This is a genomic window from Psychrobacter sp. CX5 (genome assembly GCF_057621535.2).
Genome location: NZ_CM177735.1, coordinates 1,433,580 through 1,453,106 on the forward strand (window position 1 = coordinate 1,433,580; position 19,527 = coordinate 1,453,106).

General features: G+C 42.4%; 15 protein-coding genes, 2 tRNA genes and 1 pseudogene. 11 read left to right on the forward strand and 7 right to left on the reverse strand.

From position 1 onward, the window contains the following. The 3 genes from ruvX to recN all read right to left on the reverse strand — a co-directional run bounded on the left by ruvX (window position 1) and on the right by recN (window position 3,082). Window positions 1-498, reverse strand: coding sequence for a Holliday junction resolvase RuvX (gene ruvX / locus AC21OG_RS05570; protein WP_486545667.1), 498 nt, complete (start codon window positions 496-498; stop codon window positions 1-3). A gap of 74 nt (window positions 499-572) precedes the next feature. After that, window positions 573-1,136: a YqgE/AlgH family protein gene (locus AC21OG_RS05575; RefSeq protein WP_487376348.1), complete on the reverse strand. Its 564-nt coding sequence runs from the start codon at window positions 1,134-1,136 to the stop codon at window positions 573-575. 167 nt (window positions 1,137-1,303) lie between these two features. Continuing rightward, complete coding sequence (gene recN, locus AC21OG_RS05580; RefSeq protein ID WP_487376350.1) at window positions 1,304-3,082, reverse strand: DNA repair protein RecN; 1,779 nt, start codon at window positions 3,080-3,082, stop codon at window positions 1,304-1,306. A 533-nt stretch (window positions 3,083-3,615) separates the two neighbouring features. On the opposite strand from recN, the gene AC21OG_RS05585 reads away from it, so the two are divergent. Then, window positions 3,616-3,951, forward strand: a complete 336-nt coding sequence (locus tag AC21OG_RS05585; protein WP_486545608.1) for a pyrimidine/purine nucleoside phosphorylase — start codon at window positions 3,616-3,618, stop codon at window positions 3,949-3,951. Window positions 3,952-4,279: 328 nt separating this feature from the next. Continuing rightward, window positions 4,280-5,053, forward strand: coding sequence for a 23S rRNA (guanosine(2251)-2'-O)-methyltransferase RlmB (gene rlmB / locus AC21OG_RS05590; protein WP_487376351.1), 774 nt, complete (start codon window positions 4,280-4,282; stop codon window positions 5,051-5,053). A gap of 49 nt (window positions 5,054-5,102) precedes the next feature. Here rlmB and coaE read toward each other — a convergent pair whose 3' ends face one another. The 4 genes and pseudogenes from coaE to AC21OG_RS05610 form a co-directional block, all read right to left on the reverse strand. Beyond that, window positions 5,103-5,834 carry a dephospho-CoA kinase gene (gene coaE, locus AC21OG_RS05595; protein ID WP_487376352.1) on the reverse strand — a complete coding sequence of 244 codons (732 nt, stop codon included), beginning with the start codon at window positions 5,832-5,834 and terminating at the stop codon, window positions 5,103-5,105. Window positions 5,835-6,108: 274 nt separating this feature from the next. Next, window positions 6,109-6,999 (reverse strand): prepilin peptidase, encoded by an 891-nt coding sequence (locus AC21OG_RS05600; protein WP_487376353.1) that lies wholly within the window; start codon window positions 6,997-6,999, stop codon window positions 6,109-6,111. 126 nt (window positions 7,000-7,125) lie between these two features. Beyond that, a complete protein-coding gene (locus AC21OG_RS05605) occupies window positions 7,126-8,349 on the reverse strand; it encodes a type II secretion system F family protein (protein WP_487376354.1) in 1,224 nt (407 codons plus the stop codon). A gap of 124 nt (window positions 8,350-8,473) precedes the next feature. Further along, window positions 8,474-9,643, reverse strand: a pseudogene (locus AC21OG_RS05610) (ATPase, T2SS/T4P/T4SS family); the annotation flags it as partial. Between the two features lie 582 nt (window positions 9,644-10,225). Between AC21OG_RS05610 and tpiA the strand changes: the two are divergent. The 9 genes from tpiA to truB all read left to right on the forward strand — a co-directional run bounded on the left by tpiA (window position 10,226) and on the right by truB (window position 19,328). Next, window positions 10,226-11,050, forward strand: a complete 825-nt coding sequence (gene tpiA / locus AC21OG_RS05615) for a triose-phosphate isomerase (RefSeq protein ID WP_487376356.1) — start codon at window positions 10,226-10,228, stop codon at window positions 11,048-11,050. A 171-nt stretch (window positions 11,051-11,221) separates the two neighbouring features. Then, the gene (gene secG, locus AC21OG_RS05620) at window positions 11,222-11,557 is read left to right on the forward strand and encodes a preprotein translocase subunit SecG (protein ID WP_486545616.1); all 336 of its coding nucleotides are present in this window, start codon (window positions 11,222-11,224) and stop codon (window positions 11,555-11,557) included. Between the two features lie 394 nt (window positions 11,558-11,951). Beyond that, window positions 11,952-12,036, forward strand: a tRNA-Leu gene (locus AC21OG_RS05625). A 237-nt stretch (window positions 12,037-12,273) separates the two neighbouring features. Next, window positions 12,274-12,350: transfer RNA gene (locus AC21OG_RS05630), tRNA-Met, on the forward strand. Between the two features lie 154 nt (window positions 12,351-12,504). Further along, on the forward strand, window positions 12,505-13,005 hold the full coding sequence (gene rimP / locus AC21OG_RS05635; RefSeq protein ID WP_486545617.1) for a ribosome maturation factor RimP: 501 nt from the start codon (window positions 12,505-12,507) through the stop codon (window positions 13,003-13,005). Between the two features lie 253 nt (window positions 13,006-13,258). Continuing rightward, window positions 13,259-14,746: a transcription termination factor NusA gene (nusA, locus tag AC21OG_RS05640; RefSeq protein ID WP_486545619.1), complete on the forward strand. Its 1,488-nt coding sequence runs from the start codon at window positions 13,259-13,261 to the stop codon at window positions 14,744-14,746. A gap of 17 nt (window positions 14,747-14,763) precedes the next feature. Then, a complete protein-coding gene (infB, locus tag AC21OG_RS05645) occupies window positions 14,764-17,538 on the forward strand; it encodes a translation initiation factor IF-2 (protein ID WP_487376358.1) in 2,775 nt (924 codons plus the stop codon). 258 nt (window positions 17,539-17,796) lie between these two features. Further along, window positions 17,797-18,234 (forward strand): ribosome-binding factor A, encoded by a 438-nt coding sequence (locus tag AC21OG_RS05650; protein ID WP_487376359.1) that lies wholly within the window; start codon window positions 17,797-17,799, stop codon window positions 18,232-18,234. 32 nt (window positions 18,235-18,266) lie between these two features. Beyond that, the gene (gene truB, locus AC21OG_RS05655; RefSeq protein WP_487376361.1) at window positions 18,267-19,328 is read left to right on the forward strand and encodes a tRNA pseudouridine(55) synthase TruB; all 1,062 of its coding nucleotides are present in this window, start codon (window positions 18,267-18,269) and stop codon (window positions 19,326-19,328) included. Window positions 19,329-19,527 lie beyond the last annotated feature (199 nt).

Here is a 19,527-nt window from a genome sequence, read left to right on the forward strand (position 1 = left end):
TTAAGCATCAGGTTTATAGGTCAGGATGTCTTTGGCGTGATCTGGAGCCGCAAAATAAGTCTGCAATAGCAAACATGCTGAAATATCATCAATGGGATCACGCTCATTTTTTATTAAGCCCAACTCCCACGCCATTTCTCGCGCTGCAACTGAGGTGAGGCGCTCATCAAATAATTGAACCGGTACAACGATGCGCTGCTCCATAAGGCGATGCGCCAAGCGTCGCGCAAACTTATGCGCACGCTTCGCTAACATTGAGCTGCTGCCATCCATATTTAGAGGCAACCCCACCACCACGGTACCAATTTTCCAAGTGGCGATAATGCCTAGTAAATTATCCCAGTCCGCGGGCTGGCCATTGTTCATAGCTAAGATATCAAAGGGGCGAGCATCTTGTGTGACCGTATTGCCCAATGCCATACCCATTTTTTTAACCCCATAATCGAGACCCAATAAGACACTCTCGTCTTTGACCGTCTGTAATTCAGGGGCTAGCATTGGTTCTGGCTGAGATAGGGTAGTATCCACAGTGTCTTTTAAAGTGTCATTCATATATTGCGTCTTTTAAAAGATTAAGCATGCCCAATATCATCACTTAAAAAGTCTAGATGAACGCCGATTTTTTCAGCAGCATGATACCAACGCTCTTCAAACGGAATTTCGAACAATAAAGACAAATCTCCGGGACACACGAGCCAATCGCCTTGGTTAATCTCTTTTTCCAGTTGTCCTTTAAACCAGCTGGCATGACCGAGACACAGGTGATAATGACCGACGCCTTCACCCGCCGCGATTCTTTGCAAGATGTCTTTACTGGTGGTAATACAAACATTTTCGGAGATGGCAAAAGATGAGGCCCAATTTGGCTGCCCAGTATGGAGCACAAAGCCAACCTCAGGAAATACCGGCCCGCCATCAAGCGCTAAGTCATGCATGACCGACTTATCATTGATCTCAATCTCTAAGTTCTCTAATAATTTACCAACGGTGGCATCTAAGATAGGATTATTAATCACCAATCCTAACACCCCATGTTTGTCATGACGACAGATATAAATTAATGTCTGCGCAAAACGCTCATCTGGCATACTCGGCGCAGCAATTAAGAAGTGGTGGGTTAAATTATCAAGGGTCATAGACAGTATAAGCTCAATTTAAAAGGGTAGTGTGCAACAGGTTAAACTAAGGGACGACTCATTGTCGAAGTGAGGGTACACCCTACTATGATGGGGTTAAATGAGTGATAAGCAAGTTTTTCAAAGCAGGTCGAGGACGCTGCCCTCAAAACTCAATCAGATACACCCTATTGAGACACATCTGCCAGTAAGCTACGAGCATGTTCACGGGTTACTTCTGTGATATTCACCCCACCTGACATACGCGCCAACTCATCAACTTGGGCATCGCCACTGATAATATCAATTTGACTGTTGGTTTGCCCCTCATCAGTATCATGATGCTTTTGTACTAGTATATGTTGATGCGCTTGTGCCGCGACTTGCGCTTGATGAGTGATCGCAAGTAACTGGCGATGGGCGCCTAATTGACGAAGCAGCTCACCCACAATCTGCGCCGTACCGCCACTAATGCCGACATCGACCTCATCAAATACCAGCATAGGTTTGGGGGCTTTTATATCATCCGTTTTAGTATTTTTATCGGGCGCTTGTGGGTCTTGAGTTGCTAACAACACTTGCATGACCAACGCCATTCGGGACAATTCACCGCCAGATGCTATCTTGTATAAAGGCTGCATGGGCATGCCCACGTTAGCACTAAACATCAGCTCAATATCATGTTTCCCTTGACCGTTATAGTTAGCCTCCTCTTTTTCTGTAAAGACAAACTCACAGCGAGCATTGGGTAGGGCTAAAGGCTGTAACTGGGTAACTAGCTTTTGACTGATGCTAGGCGCTACTTGCTGACGGGCATCTCCAAGTTTATTAGCAATAGATCTATAAGTCTGCCAAGCGTCTTTAATCTGAGCCTCTAGCACTTCTGAGCTTGGTTGGCTCATGAGAGAGTCGAGCTCTTGTTGCCACTCTTTAGCCTCTTCAACAAGATTTGAAGCAGGTAAGCCATGTTTTCGAGACAAACGATGACCTAAGCTAATCAAAGCGTTTAACTCTTCTAGACGCTCAGGATCAGGCAACTGCTGTTCTGCATAATCAGTCAATGAGGCGGTTGCTTCACTAATATGCTGCTGAGCTAGATACAAAGACTCACTGACCTGACTAAAAGTCGGGCTGACGTCTGATTGATTTTCACAGAGTCGAATGGCTCGCCCTAGTAGCTCCATGGCATCTGGATCATCACTGTCGTTGTCCAATAATTGTACCGCTTGACTTGCCTCTAGCATCAATGCTTCTAAGTTTGATAACTCATCATGCTCCGCTTCGACTTGCTCATAATCCACTTCTAATAAAGGGGCAATATCTGCTAATTGGCTTTTTAGTAGCTCGATTCGATCATTTCGATGTGCCTCTTTAGTCGCAATATCATCCGCCTGGCGTTTGAGCTTTTGATAGGTCTTAAAGGCCTGTTCTGTCTGCTTAGCTAATGGTTTTAAGCCAGCGATACTATCAAGCCACTCGACCACAAACAAAGGTTTTAAAAGCGCTTGTTGGGCATGTTGGCTATGAATATTGACCAACATAGCGCCAAGCTCTTTTAGCTCAGTGATACTGACGGGTGCGCCATTAAGCCATGCTTTAGAGCGTCCATTGCTACTGAGCTGACGACGTATTAGGATCTCGCCATCGAAGTCACGCTCATGTCGGATAAACCAATCAAGAATAGAGGCGGTATTGTCGTCATTATTGTCATCGTTGTTGTCATTGTTATAAGGAGTGCTTTGGCCGGCAGCAGTCTCAAAATCAAATTGAGCGTAAATGTCCGCACTGTCTTTGCCGTGGCGTACCATGCTACTATCAGCACGACCGCCAATACATAGGGATAACGCATCTAACAGTAACGATTTACCAGCACCGGTTTCTCCGGTTATCACATTAAAACCATCAAAAAAAGAAAGCTCATGATGATTAATCAAGGCGAAGTTTTGTAGTGTAAGCGAAGTTAGCATCAGCACTCTCAAAATGGTTTATTATTAACAACACTAAAAACTAGATTATAAAGATAGGACTATCGTATCGCTATGACCGTATAAAAGCAAACGACCCTTTATTTAACAGCAACTACATTTAACATCAAGTGCCTTAACAGTAATGGTTAAGCTTAAGGGTTCAATTTATATAAAGGATTCAATAACTGTATCGCTTTTATCGTATTATTATGGCTTTATTTCAAAAATAATAGTGTAAGAAAATTGATAAATTTTATCCATGTTTATTTAAGAGAAAGGAGAGAGTTGAACAGTCAAATTTCGATTGCTAATGACTAAAATCGACTCAATCGAGGCTTTAATTGAATTTAATGACTGTTAAATTTAAAAAAGTATATGACTTGTCACAATTATAGTAGCAATATTGTGGTAGGATTGAATAACATAAAATTGCATCCATATTGCATCTATAAAAATAGGTGGGGCTGTCGGTTAGTATCGTCTGATTTTAGCCCATAGATATCATAAAGTAGACTAAAATTGAGGAAGTCATCATGCCAACGACGACTTATGATCAGGTTTCTGTCGTAAAAAAAGCCACTATCTCCTACGATGGGCGTTGCAGTAGTCACACCGTATTGTTTGAAGGTGGTAGCAAAAAAATGCTTGGCATTATCCTGCCATGTGATGAAAAAGTGCGTGAATATGAGTTTGAAACCCACACCTCTGAGCGCATGGAGATCATTAGTGGCGAATGTGAAGTGAAGATTACGGGTGAAAAAGAATACACCTATTACCGTGCTGGACAAGCTTTTGTGGTGGCTGGCGATAGTAGCTTCTCACTACGTACGGATCAAATTGTACAGTATGTTTGCCATCTTGAAGGATAATGGCTTTGAGAGATGTTAATGTCATTTACGGATTATTAATATACTCTTATTAAGCCAGTAATCTGTTTTATAGGCGCTCCTAGTTTTAGCTACGAGTGCCTTTATTTGTCATTGGTTTAAATAAAAATTATAATTTTTATTATGCTCAAGACCTACTCATTTAAAAGAATCTTTACTGAACCGAATAATCGCTGACACAACTATAGTAAAAGAAGTCTAAAATGGTTACAAGGCAACCGAGTGCCAGTACTACTGTAGTAGGCTTAACGAGGTTAACGACGTAACCTTTTAGTAGTTCGCTGACTATATCAATTAAAAAAGGTGTTTTATGGCTAAGCCAGTTTATTTTTATGGCATCCATGCTATCCATGCATTATTAAATCATCGCCCAACGGATGCGATGGCATTATTTATACAGCAGGGTCGCCGTAATGAGGCAGGTGACGGTGAGGTCGATTCTAATCTGCAAGAAATATTACAGTTGGCTGAGCAAATGGGCGTCAGTATTCAAGAGACCAGCCGAGATAAATTAACGGCTCTATGTGGTAGTCCGCAACATCAAGGGGTCGTGCTACATGCGCGCCCATTGGCAATGGCTGATGAAGGAGAGTTGCCGACGTTGGCCAAATCAGACAATGCCCTATTTTTAATCTTAGATCAAATTACCGATGCCCATAACCTAGGAGCTTGCTTACGTACCGCTGCCGCTATGGGGGTGGATGCCGTGATATGTCCCAAACATCATTCTGCCAACTTAACCCCGACTGTGGCAAAGGTATCCGTTGGAGCGATGGAGATCATGCCTGTTGTGGCGGTCACTAATTTAGCCCGCTGTATTGAAGCCCTAAAGCAAGCAGGTGTGTTTGTCTATGGTACGGCGCTTGATGAAACTGCTAAAGCCCTACCAGATATTGATTTGACAGGTAAAGTAGCTATTATCATGGGCTCAGAAGGCGAGGGTATGCGCCGCTTAACCACTGAGCGCTGTGATGAATTAATTTATATACCGATGACGGGCAATAAGCATGGCTCACTCCAAAGCCTAAATGTCAGTGTCGCAACTGGCATGGTGTTATACGAGGTGAGCCGTCAGCGCTATTAGTTCGACAGTGCTATTCATACGAGGTTTGTTCAATATTTAGGACATTTTATTAAGACTTGTATTTTTTAAGCACTAAATAATTTTGGTGTAATGGTTCAAGTTGTTGATAAAGATGATCTAAATCACCATCATTACGAACCACATCATCTGCCTCTTTAAGACGGGCTTCCCGTGACAGTTGATTGGCCATAATGGCTTTTATTTTTTCTATCGACTGGGTATCGCGGTTACTGGCACGCTTAAGTTGAGTGTCTTCATCCACATCGACTACCAATACTCTGTCACATAATGACACCAGCCCTGCCTCATAGCTTTCTAATAATAAGGGCGCAGAAAGTATGACGTAAGGGGAAGTGGCTTCGCTTAATTGGTTTTTGATTTCTGCTCGTATGTCAGGGTGGGTGATGGATTCTAGCGTTAATAATGCCTTATTGTTCGCAAAAACATGCTCACGTACGGCGCGACGGTCCATTTCGCCATTGCCATCTACGACCCAATCGCCCAGTGCCGCCACTAACTTTTGTAAAGTTGGGCTACCCTTTTGCATAATCTGATGGGCAACCACATCCGCATCCACCACATCGATGCCTTTTTGCGCGAACCAATCTGATACCGCCGTTTTGCCACTACCGATGCCTCCCGTTAATCCTATTATCGGTTTTTCAACATAAAATTGCTGAAATTTTTGAGGGGCGTCTCGGTCACTCTGTACGCTCTGATCTTTTGAGACGGTTTGATGTTTGGAATAAGTATTTGAATGGATAGAATTGGATTGTGTCATATTAATACCTTAAAACGGTGGTTCTGCAAGATAAAAGTATAGAGTCATACTTTTCAATCAGCGACGCTGTCATACTTTTTTATAAAACAACCTATCATTTATAAAACAACCTATCATTGCTAGATGCGGTCAAGCCCATTGACCCTACTATTTGTCGCGTTTGGCTTATTGTGTTTGATTGGTTGCCTTTGGAGATGTCTTCTTAGATAGATTAATTTCTAGATTTAGTAACAAATCATAGCGTTAATACTTGTGTGGGCAATTTAGCGATTCATTAATACAGATACCACTGCGTAATAGCAGGGCCATACAAAAGGGCGACTATACCGGCGATCGCAAGATAAGGCCCGAACGCAAAAGGCTGACTTTTATTCGCTTTATACATGAGTATGAGTCCAATAATAGAGCCGAGCAGGGAAGATAGCAAGATGATAAAAGGAAGCATCCAAGGGCCAAGCCATGCACCAAGTGCCGCCAATAGCTTAAAATCTCCCTGACCCATACCCTGCTTTTTGGTGATAAGATAAAAAATCTGTACCACAATCCATAGGCTCAAATAACCAAGGATTAAGCCCCATATAGATTGTGTCGGTGATACAAACCAGCTTTGCGTATTAACCGCAAGTCCTAAGCCTGCTAATGGAAAGGTTAGTTTATCCGGTAGATACTGAGTATCAAAGTCAATACCTGCTAAGGCAATTAGCGTCCATACAAATAGTAGGGCAAATAGAGTAGGTAATTGAACCCCCATGGTGTAAACGACCAAAACGGTTAATAGTGCGGTTGTAAGCTCAACGACAGGGTAGCGCCAACTAATCGCTTGTTGACAGTGTGAGCATTTGCCTTTGAGAATAAGCCAGCTAAGTAAAGGGATGTTTTCATACCACTTTATAGGATGAGCGCAACTAGAACAATGCGACGCAGGTGTCGACAATGATAACGGGGTATCTTTACTGACAATACTGGCAATAGGACTGACTAACGAGGACTCAATATCAGATTGTGACTGCAAAAGCTGCACCGATCCCACTCGCCACTGCCGAAACATGATCAGGGGTGAGCGATAAATGACGACGTTTAAAAAGCTGCCTACTATGAGACCAACTACGGCAAATAACACCAAAACCAGGGTATTATCTTGCTGTAATAATTGCCAAATTTGCATAGACATGCCTTATATAGAGTGAATAAAAAATATAGAGTGCATAAAAAATAGTGGGCTTTAATAGCCTTTTAAAGATAGGGTAGACCATACTAGGGTTTGTATAAATCTTATTCAGTTAAATGACGGTTAACCGATGACTGAGCCCATTTGAAAAATGGGAAGATACATTGCAATGACTAAACTGCCAATCAGTATACCCAGTACTACCATGATAATTGGTTCTAACAGGCTTGTCAGTCCATCGACTGCATTATCTACTTGGTTTTCATAATAGTCGGCGACTTTATCCAGCATTTCATCTAAGCTACCTGCTTCCTCACCGATACTAACCATCTGAATTGCCAATGCAGGAAATAGCTCACTATGCCGAATGGCATCGGTTAATGACTGGCCTGTTGCTACAGCCTGCTTAATGTGCTGCGTTGCATCAAAAAAAACATAATTATCTGTGGCGGCCGCCGTAGAGTTTAGGGCATCAATTAATGGCACCCCTGCCGCGTAAGTGGTGGCAAGTGTGCGAGAAAATCGGGCAATAATGGCCTCATACGTAATACGACCAAAAATAGGCAACTTTAAAACCAACTTATCTAAAATAATACCAAATCTTTGATTATGTTTTTTGGCGCTTATAAATCCAAAAGCACTGATCGCCACGACACCTAATAAGATAAACCAAAACCGACTGACCCAGCTAGATAGCGTGACCACAAACTGAGTAAAGGCAGGTAATTCTGAACCGAATGAGGCGTATAAATCATCAAAGACAGGCACGACTTTAATCAATAAAATAAAGGTGACGACTATAGCGACCATCACAACCGCTAGTGGGTATTTTAGAGCCTTTTGTACTTTAGCTTTGAGTTGTTCACTTTTCTCTTTATAAGTCGCCACCCGCTCTAACATGGTCTCTAGAGAGCCTGACTGCTCACCAGAATATACTAAGGCACAAAATAGCGTATCAAAATACTGAGGGTGTCGGCCTAAGGCTTCTGCAAGCGTAATACCTGACTCTACGTCTTCTTTTACTTGTAAAACCAATGCTTTCATAAGAGGTTTTTCCAACGACTCAGCGACGATAGCAAACGAATGAACCAAAGGTACCCCTGCTTTGATCATGGTTGCCAATTGACGAACAAATACTGCAATATCTAATGGCTTAATTTTCTGATTTCCCACCAATAAGGGCTTTGGTTTTCGCCTAAGCCTATGAGGTTTAATGCCTTGTTTGCGCAATTGGGCTTTGGCCATCTGCATGCTTTGGCTGTTTAAAGTACCATTCACTTTTTGGCCCTGTGCGTTAGTGCCCTCATAGATAAAGTCGAGCCTCTTGTCTGTATTCCCAGTCGTCACTAGCCAGTCCTTATAGAGCCTCCTTGTTGAGCAAGAAGGTATTGAAATGAGGGTCAAGAGGGTGTTGAAATAGTGAGTTGAGATAATGAAATGTATTCGAGTTTAGTTGTAAAATCTACAAACCTTAATCAACCGTAATGCGGGACATCTCTTGCACACTAATGACGCCTTGCAACACTTTTAAAATAGCGGCTCGATGTAAGTCATAAAACCCCTGTTCGACAGCGGCCTCTTTAATATCAATCGCATTGCCCCCTTGCATAATGATCTGTGCCATTGTCTCGTCAATTTTCATCATCTCAAAAATCCCAATACGACCTTTATAACCTTGATGACAGTGGTGACATCCCACAGGCTCGAAAATGACATATTTGGGGTGATCTAATTCAGCGACGGTAAAGCCCATTTCAATCAGACTGTTGCGGTGCGCTGATGTGGGTATTTTACAGTAGTCACATAGACGTCGAGCGAGGCGCTGTGCCACGACCAAAGTAATTGCAGTCGCAATATTAAAATAAGGGACACCCATATGGTGCAAGCGGGTCAGGGTGTCAGAGGCAGAATTAGTATGGAGGGTTGAGAGGACTAAATGGCCCGTTTGGGAAGCCTTAATCACAGTGTCTGCTGTTTCAAGGTCACGAATCTCTCCCACCATAAGGATGTCAGGATCTTGGCGCAAAAAGGATTTTAAGGCAGCCGCAAAGCTCAGACCGACTTTATTATTCACATTGACTTGATTAATACCACTAAGGTTTATTTCGACAGGATCTTCAACCGTTGAGATATTCGCTTCGATGGTATTGAGAATATTAAGTCCGGTATATAAAGAGACGGTTTTACCAGATCCCGTTGGTCCCGTTATCAGTATAATGCCTTGGGGTTGATGTAGAGCGTCTAGAAATAACTGTTTTTGATCGGGCTCATAGCCTAAGTTGTCAATACCCACCATAGACGACATAGGATCTATCACACGCAATACGATTTTTTCTCCAAATAGAGTCGGTAGAGAGTTGGCCCGAAAGTCAACGCTCCTGTCATTTGCAAGCTTAAGTGTGAAGCGGCCATCTTGAGGCAGACGACGTTCTGAGATGTCCATCTGAGATATGATTTTGAGACGTGCCGAGATTTTCGCCAGCATAGTGAATGGCGGGGTGGCAATGAGTTGCATCAATCCGTCAATGCGAAAGCGAACCCGATAATAGGTTTCATAAGGTTCAAAATGTAAGTCCGAGGCGCCCCTTTGGATAGCTTCAATAAGCAGATTGTTAACAAGTTTAACCACCGGATCGTTATCCAAAGTAACATGATAATCTGCATTATTATTGATAGCGCCGGCATAAGTCGCAGTTGCTGTAGATGAGGGATTGGATTCACTCGAATGGAGAGAGTTAACCACGTTGTGGTGGGAATCTTTAGCTTGGGTGCTAGACGGTTCAGCTGATCGAGCATGACGTTGTGCAGTCGTATACAACGACGATTTAGTTCCTGACCCTGACATGACATGCCCTTATGATTGTAGTACGGGATAATTTTAGTACGGGATAATTTTGGTGTAGGCTTAGGTTTTGGAGACTTTTAAGACAAGGGCATTAAGATAAGGGCATCCGCTACGATAGCATATAGAAATAAAAATATACCTTAGTAAAGCTTAAAATACTATATTAAACAAGTCTTAACTAAAGTTTTAATCTAAGTTTTAATGAGGATTACCTAGGGTGACAGTCATTGATAAGCGAGAAACGGCATAATAATTATGTCTAGTGAATAACAAAGGCTAAATTTGTCGCATAAGATTATGATATAATTTAGGGCTATTATATATTTATACCGTTAAATTGGACGTCGCTACTTGAATTTATTTAGTTGAGAATATGTTATGAAGTCTTGGGTTATCGGAAATTGGAAGCTAAATCCTGCCTCAGTTGAGGACGTACAGTCGTTAGTGGATAACTTAGTCAGCGGCATAAAGTCTCAAGAAGGTCAGGCTGAAAATTGCCAGTTAATGGTCGCTCCAAGCTTTTTGCATTTATCAACCGTGCAACAGTCCCTACAGAGTAAAGACAGTTCAATAAAGCTGGCGTGTCAAGATGTGTCAGCGTTGACGGATTCATCTGGGGCTTTTACCGGTGACGTATCAGCTCGGCAGCTTAAAGATATGGGTGTGCAGTGGGCTATTATAGGACATTCTGAGCGCCGTCAGTATTATCAAGAGGACAATGAGGTACTACTCAAGAAGTTGCAATACTGTGCCACTCATGATCTCGGTATAATTTTGTGTATTGGAGAGACGGAAGCTGATTTTGATGCGGGTAATACGCAGCAAGTCCTCGCTGATCAATTGACGGTTATAGAGGGCTTATTGCAACAATCTAAGTCTGGTGAAGATAATGTCTCTACGAATAATGTAGCCAATAAGCTGACGCAAAAATTAATCGTGGCTTATGAGCCTGTTTGGGCTATTGGTACAGGTAAAGTACCTAGTGTCAATGAGGTTACTCAAGTACATGCCTTTATTAGACAGCGTCTTCAAGCGTTTGATGAGTCTTTGAGTCCTATACCGATAATTTATGGTGGTAGTGTCAAACCTGACAATGCAAAAGAGTTCGCTGCTTCTGAACAAATTAACGGTGTTCTAGTTGGTGGTGCGGCTCTTAAAGCAGATAGCTTTATGGATATAGCCGATGCGTTTACGTCCTTGTAGTTATCATGATATTTTAGTAATTAAATAATTTATAGTTATCACTTAATTTATAGTTTTCACAAAACTTATAGACCTATAGATACAGACACGTCGATATAGATATAGACAACCCCTTTATAGGGTCATACATAATTCTCGTCATTTAACCCTTAAAATTAAGTAAGGCAAAGCATGTTTAATTTTATTCTAGCCATCCATATTATTGTTGCTATTGCGATGATTGGATTGATTCTGATTCAGCACGGCAAGGGTGCAGATGCTGGAGCCTCCTTTGGGGCCGGTGCGTCAGGTACTGTGTTTGGTGCAGCGGGTAGCGCTAACTTTTTGACACGTACCACGGCGGTTTTGGCCGTCGTTTTCTTTACGACCAGCTTAACGCTTGCTGTTCATGCCCGAAAGCAAGCTGAAAGTCAGCTACGCTTAGATGTTCCCGCAAGTTCTCAAGCACCCGTTTCAGCGCCTGAACAACCTCCTGTACAAGCACCTGCTCAAGCCCCTGCAGAATAAGCAAAATGTAAGATGAATTTAGCAGTTAGTACTATTCAAATCTGAGCAGTTTATTCAAAGCAGGCTGTCTGTATAGAATGGCTTGAAAGATAGAATGGCTCAAAAGGCAATAAGCTCGAATTAAACTTTTATTTCGCTCTTATTTTTAGGCTATCGGTTAAATTTTTAGACTCTTAGTTATTAGACTCTTAGTTAAATGGGTTGCACCTAGCAATAAAGACGAGTAGAATGTGCAACCTACTTTAAATAACTAACCATAAACAGTAGCACCAGTATTGTGGTTATAGTCTTAGATTTTATAGGTTCTTTTCCCTTAATTCGCTTAGCGATTAATTGAACTTTTGTAAGAGGCTAATGAGGACGCAATACCTTGTTTGAAGGGTTATTTAAAAGCGCGATTGTGGTGGAATTGGTAGACACGCCATCTTGAGGGGGTGGTGGCGCAAGCCGTGAGGGTTCAAGTCCCTCCAATCGCACCATACATTTATGATAAGCACTTAGGTCAGGTAAATAGCGTGGTATTCTGCATTGTTTGCTCTAAACACCCTTAGTTATGATAGTGTGTCGTCTCTTTAAGTGTTCATCAAATGTATAGAAGTTTTGGTAACGTTATTGGGTTAAGTGCTCATAAAGTTGTTGGTTAATGTTTTGAATTTAAATTACTTTAATCCTTGACAACCTATTGGCAAATCCATATAATAGTCAGCCTAGATTGATGCGGGGTGGAGCAGTCTGGTAGCTCGTCGGGCTCATAACCCGAAGGTCGTTGGTTCAAATCCAGCCCCCGCTACCATTTATTTTTCAATCTAATTTATATTTAACCCACCATATTGTTTGTGGGTTTTTTTGTATCTGTTATTTTTCATATCGCCTTTTGGTCATAATATGCATTTATAATAGCTACTATCTTAATAGTTACGTCAACGAATGGACTACATTAATAATTCATGAAGTTATCCAACAAAGTTAGTCAGTTAACCGATATTATTGCACCAGCTGTCGCTGCGTGTGATGTTGAACTATGGGGAATCGAGTTTCTGCCACAAGGTGGACGTTCTCTATTACGTATATATATTGAGGCCTTACCAGAAGATAAAGCAGCTGATAAACAAGTCACGATCGAAGACTGTGCTGCTGTGAATCACCAAGTTAGTGGTGTACTTGAAGTACATGACCCTATCGCAGGGGAATATGTACTTGAAGTATCCTCTCCCGGTCTTGATCGTCCTTTCTTTGCCACTGAGCAGATGACAGACTACATAGGTCATACTATTAACCTGCGCCTAATTCAAGCCGTAGGTTCAGGTAGCTCTAAGCGCCGTAAAGTAACAGGAAAGCTTGAGCAATTGGGGGACAAGCAATTGTCTATAGTGACATCTGATGGCGAGCAATATGATATTGCGCTTGATAATATTGATAAAGCGAACTTGATCTATCAAGAACAATAGTCTTAGCATAATAAGTTGATCAAAAGTTTACTATTTATATTTAACTTGATTTGACACCGTTAATTGCACTTCATCACTGTTATTACCTTTATTCTTCATAATGTGCGAATATAATAGATTAATAATAAGGATGATGTTGTAGGCAGCGTTTTTAAATGAACTTAAACATCACAGCTTTTAGGCCTAAGATAACAATTAAATTTTAATAATTTTTTGCTACTTTTAATGATAAGTAGGCGAGGACAGGTGTGTAATGAGTCGAGAAATTTTAACGGTAGTAGAAACAGTCAGTAATGAAAAGGGCCTAAATCCTGAAGATATCTTTGAAGCCATTGAAGAGGCTTTGGTCGTTTCTACTAAGAAAAAGGTCTATACTGACCAACCAGAAGTAGCAGTACGCGTAGAAATTGATCGCAATACGGGTGATTACGATACCTATCGCTATTGGACGGTCGTTGCTGATGAAGATCATGAGATGCCAGCATGTCAATTGGCTATCAGTGATCTTGATGAAAATGAATGGTCTATCGGTGATGTAAAAGAAGAGCAAATTGAGTCTATAAGCTTCGGACGTATTGCGGCTACACAGGCCAAGCAAGTTATTATCCAAAAGATTCGTGAAGCAGAACGCGCGTTAACTGCTGATGCCTTTGAGCCTAGAATTGGCGAGATGATGTATGGCGAGGTCAAAAAGCAGACACGTGATGGTTATATTGTCGATCTAGGGGACAATGCAGAAGGCTATTTATCGCGTGATCAAATGCTACCACGTGAACAGTTGCGGGTTAAATCACGTATTAACGCGATCTTATACCATGTCAATCGTGATAACCGTGGCGCACAGCTATTATTATCACGGACTAGTCCAGATATGTTAGTGGCATTGATGAATAAAGAAGTGCCAGAAATTAATGAGCAGATTATTGAAATTCGCGATGTTGCCCGTCAGCCAGGGGTTCGTGCTAAAATTTCAGTGAAAACAAATGATCATCGTATCGACCCTGTTGGTGCTTGTATCGGTATGCGTGGTACACGTATCCAAGCGGTACAGTCTGAGCTTGATGGAGAGCGTATTGATGTAATCGTTTGGTCAGATGATCCAGCGCAGTATATTATTAGTGCTTTAGAGCCGGCAGATGTAAATAGTATTATTTTAGATGAAGATGCAAAAACAGCGGATATCATCTTTACAGCAAACGATCAATTGGCACGTGCAATTGGTGCTCAAGGTCAAAATGTACGGTTGGCCTCTGAGTTAACGGGCTACAAGCTTAATATGATGCTTGAAGAGGAATATCTTGAGCGTCAACAAAACGAAACAAAAGCGTATTTAGAGCTGTTTTACAATCGTTTAGAAGTCGATGAAGATTTAGCTCAAGCATTGGTTGATGTCGGCTTTACCAGTATTGAAGAAGTGGCTTATGTGCCTGTCGAGACCTTTTATGATATTGAAGGGCTAGATGATGATGCAATTGAGATGATTCAAGAGCGTGCTAAAGAAGTCGTCATTGCAGATGAACTGGTCAAACAGCAAAATATGAAAGAGCCAAGCGAAGAGTTGCTCACAATGGAAGGCATGACGACCGACTGGGCGTACAAGCTGGCTCAACGTGACATCATCACGGTAGATGATTTAGCAGAACAAGCGGTATTTGACATCGAGGGCATCGAAGGTCTTGATGAGAAAACAGCTGGTGAACTCATCATGAAAGCACGTGAATCTTGGTTTAATGAAGAATAATAAATAGGTGACTATAAATGGCAGATAAGACCGTCAAAGAATTAGCAGACATGGTAAGCAAAACAGTCAGTGCGCTGCAAAAGCAACTGGTTGATGCTGGGTTGCCTGCTCGTGGCGAGGATGACATGGTCACCGAGCTTGAGCAAGAGCAATTGGTAACATACTTGAAACACTCGCATGGTCAAAAAGAGAAGCGTCGTATTAGTCTTAAATCTAAAACGACTAGCACGGCACGTGTGACTGGCTCTTCGGGTAAGTCAAAAAGCGTGAATGTCGAAGTTCGTAAGAAAAAAGTATTTGAAAAGCCGGATCCAAACAAGCTGGCTGAAGAAATTGCAGCCCGTGAAAAAGCAGCTGCGGAAGCAAGAAAACAGGCTGAAGAACAAGCTAAAAAACGTGAAGAAGCTAAGAAAGAGGCTGAACAGCGTCAAGCAGCTACTCTAGCAGCGATGCGTGCCAATTTAGGGGGAGGTTCTTCTTCTAGTGACAAAACAGATGAAGTATCTACAGTTGTCGTGAAAAAGGGCAGCAAAGCTGCTGCCGCTGCTAAAGAATTACCGAGTAAAGGATCAAGCAAAGACGCACCAAACAAAGAGTCAGCGAAAAAAGAAACACCGAAGAAGAAAGTAGCGCCTACTAAACCTAAAGTGGAAACCGAAGCGGAGCGTAAGGCTCGTGAAGCCCGTGAAGCTGAAGAAGAACGTCTACGTCAAATTGAAGCTGAAACCCGCCGCAAGCAAGCAGAAGAGGCTCAGAAGAAAACCCTTGAGCAAATGCGTAAAATGGCCGGGAAATACAGTGATAAAGAGCCTGTTGCTGAGGTTCGCAAAGATGAGCCTTTAGCAGAAGGACTAGTCGGAGAAGCTTTAGAGGAGTCGTTTGAAAAAGAGCGTCGTGAGATTAAACGAGGTTCTTCAAGCACTGCCACTCGTGGTCGTCGCCGCAAAGGTCAAGAAGAGCGTGAAATCCGCAACCGTAAACATGGTCTTAAATCTACTCAAGCCTCTCAGCATAAATTTGAGAAGCCGGTTGAGAAGATTGTGCATGATGTAGAGATCGGTGAGCACATTGTCGTATCTGACCTTGCTCAGCGTATGGCAGTTAAAGCCCGTGAAGTGACCAAACTACTCATGAAAATGGGTGAAATTGCTGGCGCAGATGAAGAGATTGACCAAACCACAGCAAGTTTAATCGTTGAAGAAATGGGCCACAACCCAGTTCTTGTTAGCGATACCAAAGTTGAAGATGATCTCCATGAAGCGGTAGAAGAGCGCCGTAGTAATGTTCAGACTCGTCCTCCAGTCGTTACTATCATGGGTCACGTCGATCATGGTAAGACCTCACTGCTAGATAAGATTCGTGAAACAAAAGTAGCGACTGGTGAAGCCGGCGGTATCACGCAGCATATTGGTGCCTACCATGTGAACACAGATCGTGGTGTGATTACTTTCTTAGATACTCCAGGTCACGCCGCCTTTACGGCAATGCGCTCTCGTGGGGCGCAAGCGACTGATATCGTAATCTTAGTGGTTGCTGCTGATGACGGTATGATGCCGCAAACTGAAGAGGCTATTGATCATGCCCGCGCTTCAGGTACACCTATTATTGTTGCTATCAACAAAATGGACAAGAGCACGGCTGATCCCGATCGTGTACTAAACGAATTGACCACCAAAGAAGTGGTTACTGAGGCTTGGGGTGGAGACACCCCAGTGGCCAAGATTTCAGCCAAGACAGGTGAGGGTATTGATGAGCTATTAGAGCTTATTAACCTTCAAGCCGAACTTATGGAGCTTGAAGCGCCAACTGATGGTGCGGCTCAAGGCGTAGTGATTGAATCGCGTCTAGAAAAAGGACGTGGTGCCGTTGCTAGTATACTGGTTAAGAAAGGTACTCTAAATCAAGGTGACCTAGTATTAGCGGGCGAATTCTACGGTAAAGTACGCGCCATGATCGATGAAACGGGTCAACGTATTCAGTCAGCCGGTCCGTCTATTCCTGTTGAGATATTAGGTCTGCCTGATACTCCTGCCTCAGGAAGCGAGTTTTTAGTCGTCTCTGATGAGAAGAAAGCCCGTGAAGTTGCCGAATTCCGTGCCACCCGTCAACGTGAGCAACTACTTGAGCGTCAGAACAAGATGCGCTTAGAGAGTATGTTTGAGCAGATGGGTCAAGAAGATATGTCATTCTTAAATATCATCTTGAAGACCGATGTCCGTGGTACATTAGAGGCCTTATTGTCCGCTCTTGAAGAGTTATCCACTGACGAAGTGAAAGTCAAAGTCATCAGCTCAGGTGTCGGACCTATTGCCGAGTCGGACGTGACACTTGCTGAGTCTAGTGAAGCGGTATTATTAGGCTTTAACGTTCGCGCCGATAATGCTGCCAAGCGAAAAGCAGATGAAGCGGGTATCGACATTCGCTACTACAGTGTCATTTATGGCTTGATTGATGATGTGAAAGCGGCAATGAGTGGTATGTTGTCTCCTGAACATCGTGAGAAAATCTTGGGTATCGCTGAGGTTCGTGAAGTATTCCGCTCAAGTAAATTTGGTGCTGCCGCTGGTTGTATGGTGGTCGAAGGCACTATTTACCGCAATAAATCTATCCGTGTACTGCGTGAAGACAAAGTGGTCTTTACCGGTCAATTACAGTCATTACGTCGCTATAAAGATGATGTTAATGAAGTAAGATCTGGTATGGAATGTGGTCTTGCGGTTCGCGGCTATGATGTAGAAGTGGGTGATAAGATTGAAGTCTTTGAAATCCAAGAGATTCAGCGTACCATTTAATCGATTAAATATGTAGTAAAAGACCTATCAGGTCATCCTGTTAGGTCTTTTTTTTATCAATTTTATTATGGATTATTACTACATAAACTCGTATCGTGCATTATAGTTAGATAACGACTAAACGGTTATGGCGTTAACCTTGTTAAGCCTACTCCCGAATGACTCGCTACTTGCACTCGGTTGCCTTGTAACCATTTTAGACTTCTTTGACTATATAAGATAACGACTTGTAGCTAATAATTATTAAGGAAAAATACCATGAACCAACGTCTACAACGCTTGGGCGATCAAATTCAACGTGAACTTGCAGTACTCATCCGTGATGAAGTCAACGACCCACGTCTCACTGGCTTTGTCACTATCTCAAGTGTTAAAGTAAGCTCGGACTTGGGCTATGCAGATGTATATGTGACGATTATGGAGCCTGAGCTTAATGATGCGATGAGTAAGCACAGCCATGAAGCCAGCATACAAGTCTTAAATAACGCAGCAGGATTTTTACGTACTGAGCTAAGCCACAGTCTTAAAACCCGTACCACTCCGCGTTTGAGATTCCACTATGACGAAGTTACAGCACGTGGTAACTATATGATGGATCTTATCAACAAAGCCGTTACCAAAACCGAGCAAACGGCGGTCAATACAGATACTGAATCAGATAATGAGTCAAATATAGATACTGATCAATCTAAATAAGCCTACGGCCAACTGAGAGTAAACAGACATCCATGACTAAAGACATTGCGACTGATAGCAAGACAGGCAACACTGCATCATCACATGCATCGAATAAAACGCAAAAAACGCGGGTGTCTGGCGTTATTCTCATTGATAAGCCAAAAGGATTAACGTCGCAGCAAGTCGTCTCAAAGGTTAAATACCTTCTCAAGTCCCCAGTTCATGACAGTAAGAAAGCGGGTCATACCGGTACCTTAGATCCCATGGCGACGGGTCTACTTCCAGTGTGTTTGGGCGAAGCAACGAAGTTTAGTCATTATCAGTTGGATGCAGATAAGTCGTATCATGCTGTGATTAAACTAGGTCAACAGACTGATACGGGAGATGCCGAAGGTCAGATAATCGCTGAAACAGCCGTGCCGCAATTGACACAGTCCTTACTTGATAGCGTAACAGACCAGTTCTTAGGGCCTATTGAGCAAATACCTCCCATGTATTCTGCCTTAAAAAAAGACGGAAAAAAGCTGTATGAATATGCCAGAGCAGGTATTGAGGTAGAGCGTGAGCCAAGACCAATTACTATCAAATCTTTATCATTGCGTCCAGGGCAGCATTCTGATGAGGTGGTTTTAGATGTCAGATGTACTAAAGGTACTTATGTACGGGTACTTGGTGAGGATATTGCAAAAGCGCTAGGGACTCTAGGACATTTAACGATGTTACGTCGTACACAAGTGGGCCACTTTGATATTACCGCTGCTGTTACCATCGACACTCTTGAATCCCTGTTACATGAACAACGTTTGGCAAGCTTATTGCCGATTGATGCTTGTATCACTGACCTGCCTACTTTAGTGATTTCTGAAAGTCAAAGCACACGCTTACATATGGGACAACGCCTGAATGTCATGCCACAGTTTGATGAGATAATGACTACCGCATTTCAGTCATTGACTACTAACGGCAGCGATAACAGCACTAACGATGACAACACCAGCCATAAGCCAGTTAACATAGATATTAAGCTCGTTGATTCAGACGGTCAGTTTATGGGTCTGGGTCAGCTTGAGTCTAATGGACGCTTACAACCCAAAAAAATGATTCAACGTTAAAGGCGCTCTAATTGGAAGGTTTCAACACCTGAGGTTTAACTATAGTTGATCAATAACTTGTGTTGACCACTAACTTGTTGATCGTAATATTCTCAAGTTTAATCCTTTTTGGCTGTCTATCTTCTTTTACTTTTCTTTTTTATCCTTCTAATTTTCTTTCTTTATACCTTTTCTTTATGCCTTTCTTTCTATCTTTTTT

Bases quoted from the DNA above. Each gene is read 5' to 3' on its own strand.
- ruvX (WP_486545667.1), bottom strand. From the start codon at position 498: ATGCTAGCCCCTGAATTACAGACGGTCAAAGACGAGAGTGTCTTATTG.
- AC21OG_RS05575 (WP_487376348.1), bottom strand. From the start codon at position 1,136: ATGACCCTTGATAATTTAACCCACCACTTCTTAATTGCTGCGCCGAGT.
- recN (WP_487376350.1), bottom strand. From the start codon at position 3,082: ATGCTAACTTCGCTTACACTACAAAACTTCGCCTTGATTAATCATCAT.
- AC21OG_RS05585 (WP_486545608.1), top strand. From the start codon at position 3,616: ATGCCAACGACGACTTATGATCAGGTTTCTGTCGTAAAAAAAGCCACT.
- rlmB (WP_487376351.1), top strand. From the start codon at position 4,280: ATGGCTAAGCCAGTTTATTTTTATGGCATCCATGCTATCCATGCATTA.
- coaE (WP_487376352.1), bottom strand. From the start codon at position 5,834: ATGACACAATCCAATTCTATCCATTCAAATACTTATTCCAAACATCAA.
- AC21OG_RS05600 (WP_487376353.1), bottom strand. From the start codon at position 6,999: ATGCAAATTTGGCAATTATTACAGCAAGATAATACCCTGGTTTTGGTG.
- tpiA (WP_487376356.1), top strand. From the start codon at position 10,226: ATGAAGTCTTGGGTTATCGGAAATTGGAAGCTAAATCCTGCCTCAGTT.
- secG (WP_486545616.1), top strand. From the start codon at position 11,222: ATGTTTAATTTTATTCTAGCCATCCATATTATTGTTGCTATTGCGATG.
- rimP (WP_486545617.1), top strand. From the start codon at position 12,505: ATGAAGTTATCCAACAAAGTTAGTCAGTTAACCGATATTATTGCACCA.
- nusA (WP_486545619.1), top strand. From the start codon at position 13,259: ATGAGTCGAGAAATTTTAACGGTAGTAGAAACAGTCAGTAATGAAAAG.
- infB (WP_487376358.1), top strand. From the start codon at position 14,764: ATGGCAGATAAGACCGTCAAAGAATTAGCAGACATGGTAAGCAAAACA.
- AC21OG_RS05650 (WP_487376359.1), top strand. From the start codon at position 17,797: ATGAACCAACGTCTACAACGCTTGGGCGATCAAATTCAACGTGAACTT.
- truB (WP_487376361.1), top strand. From the start codon at position 18,267: ATGACTAAAGACATTGCGACTGATAGCAAGACAGGCAACACTGCATCA.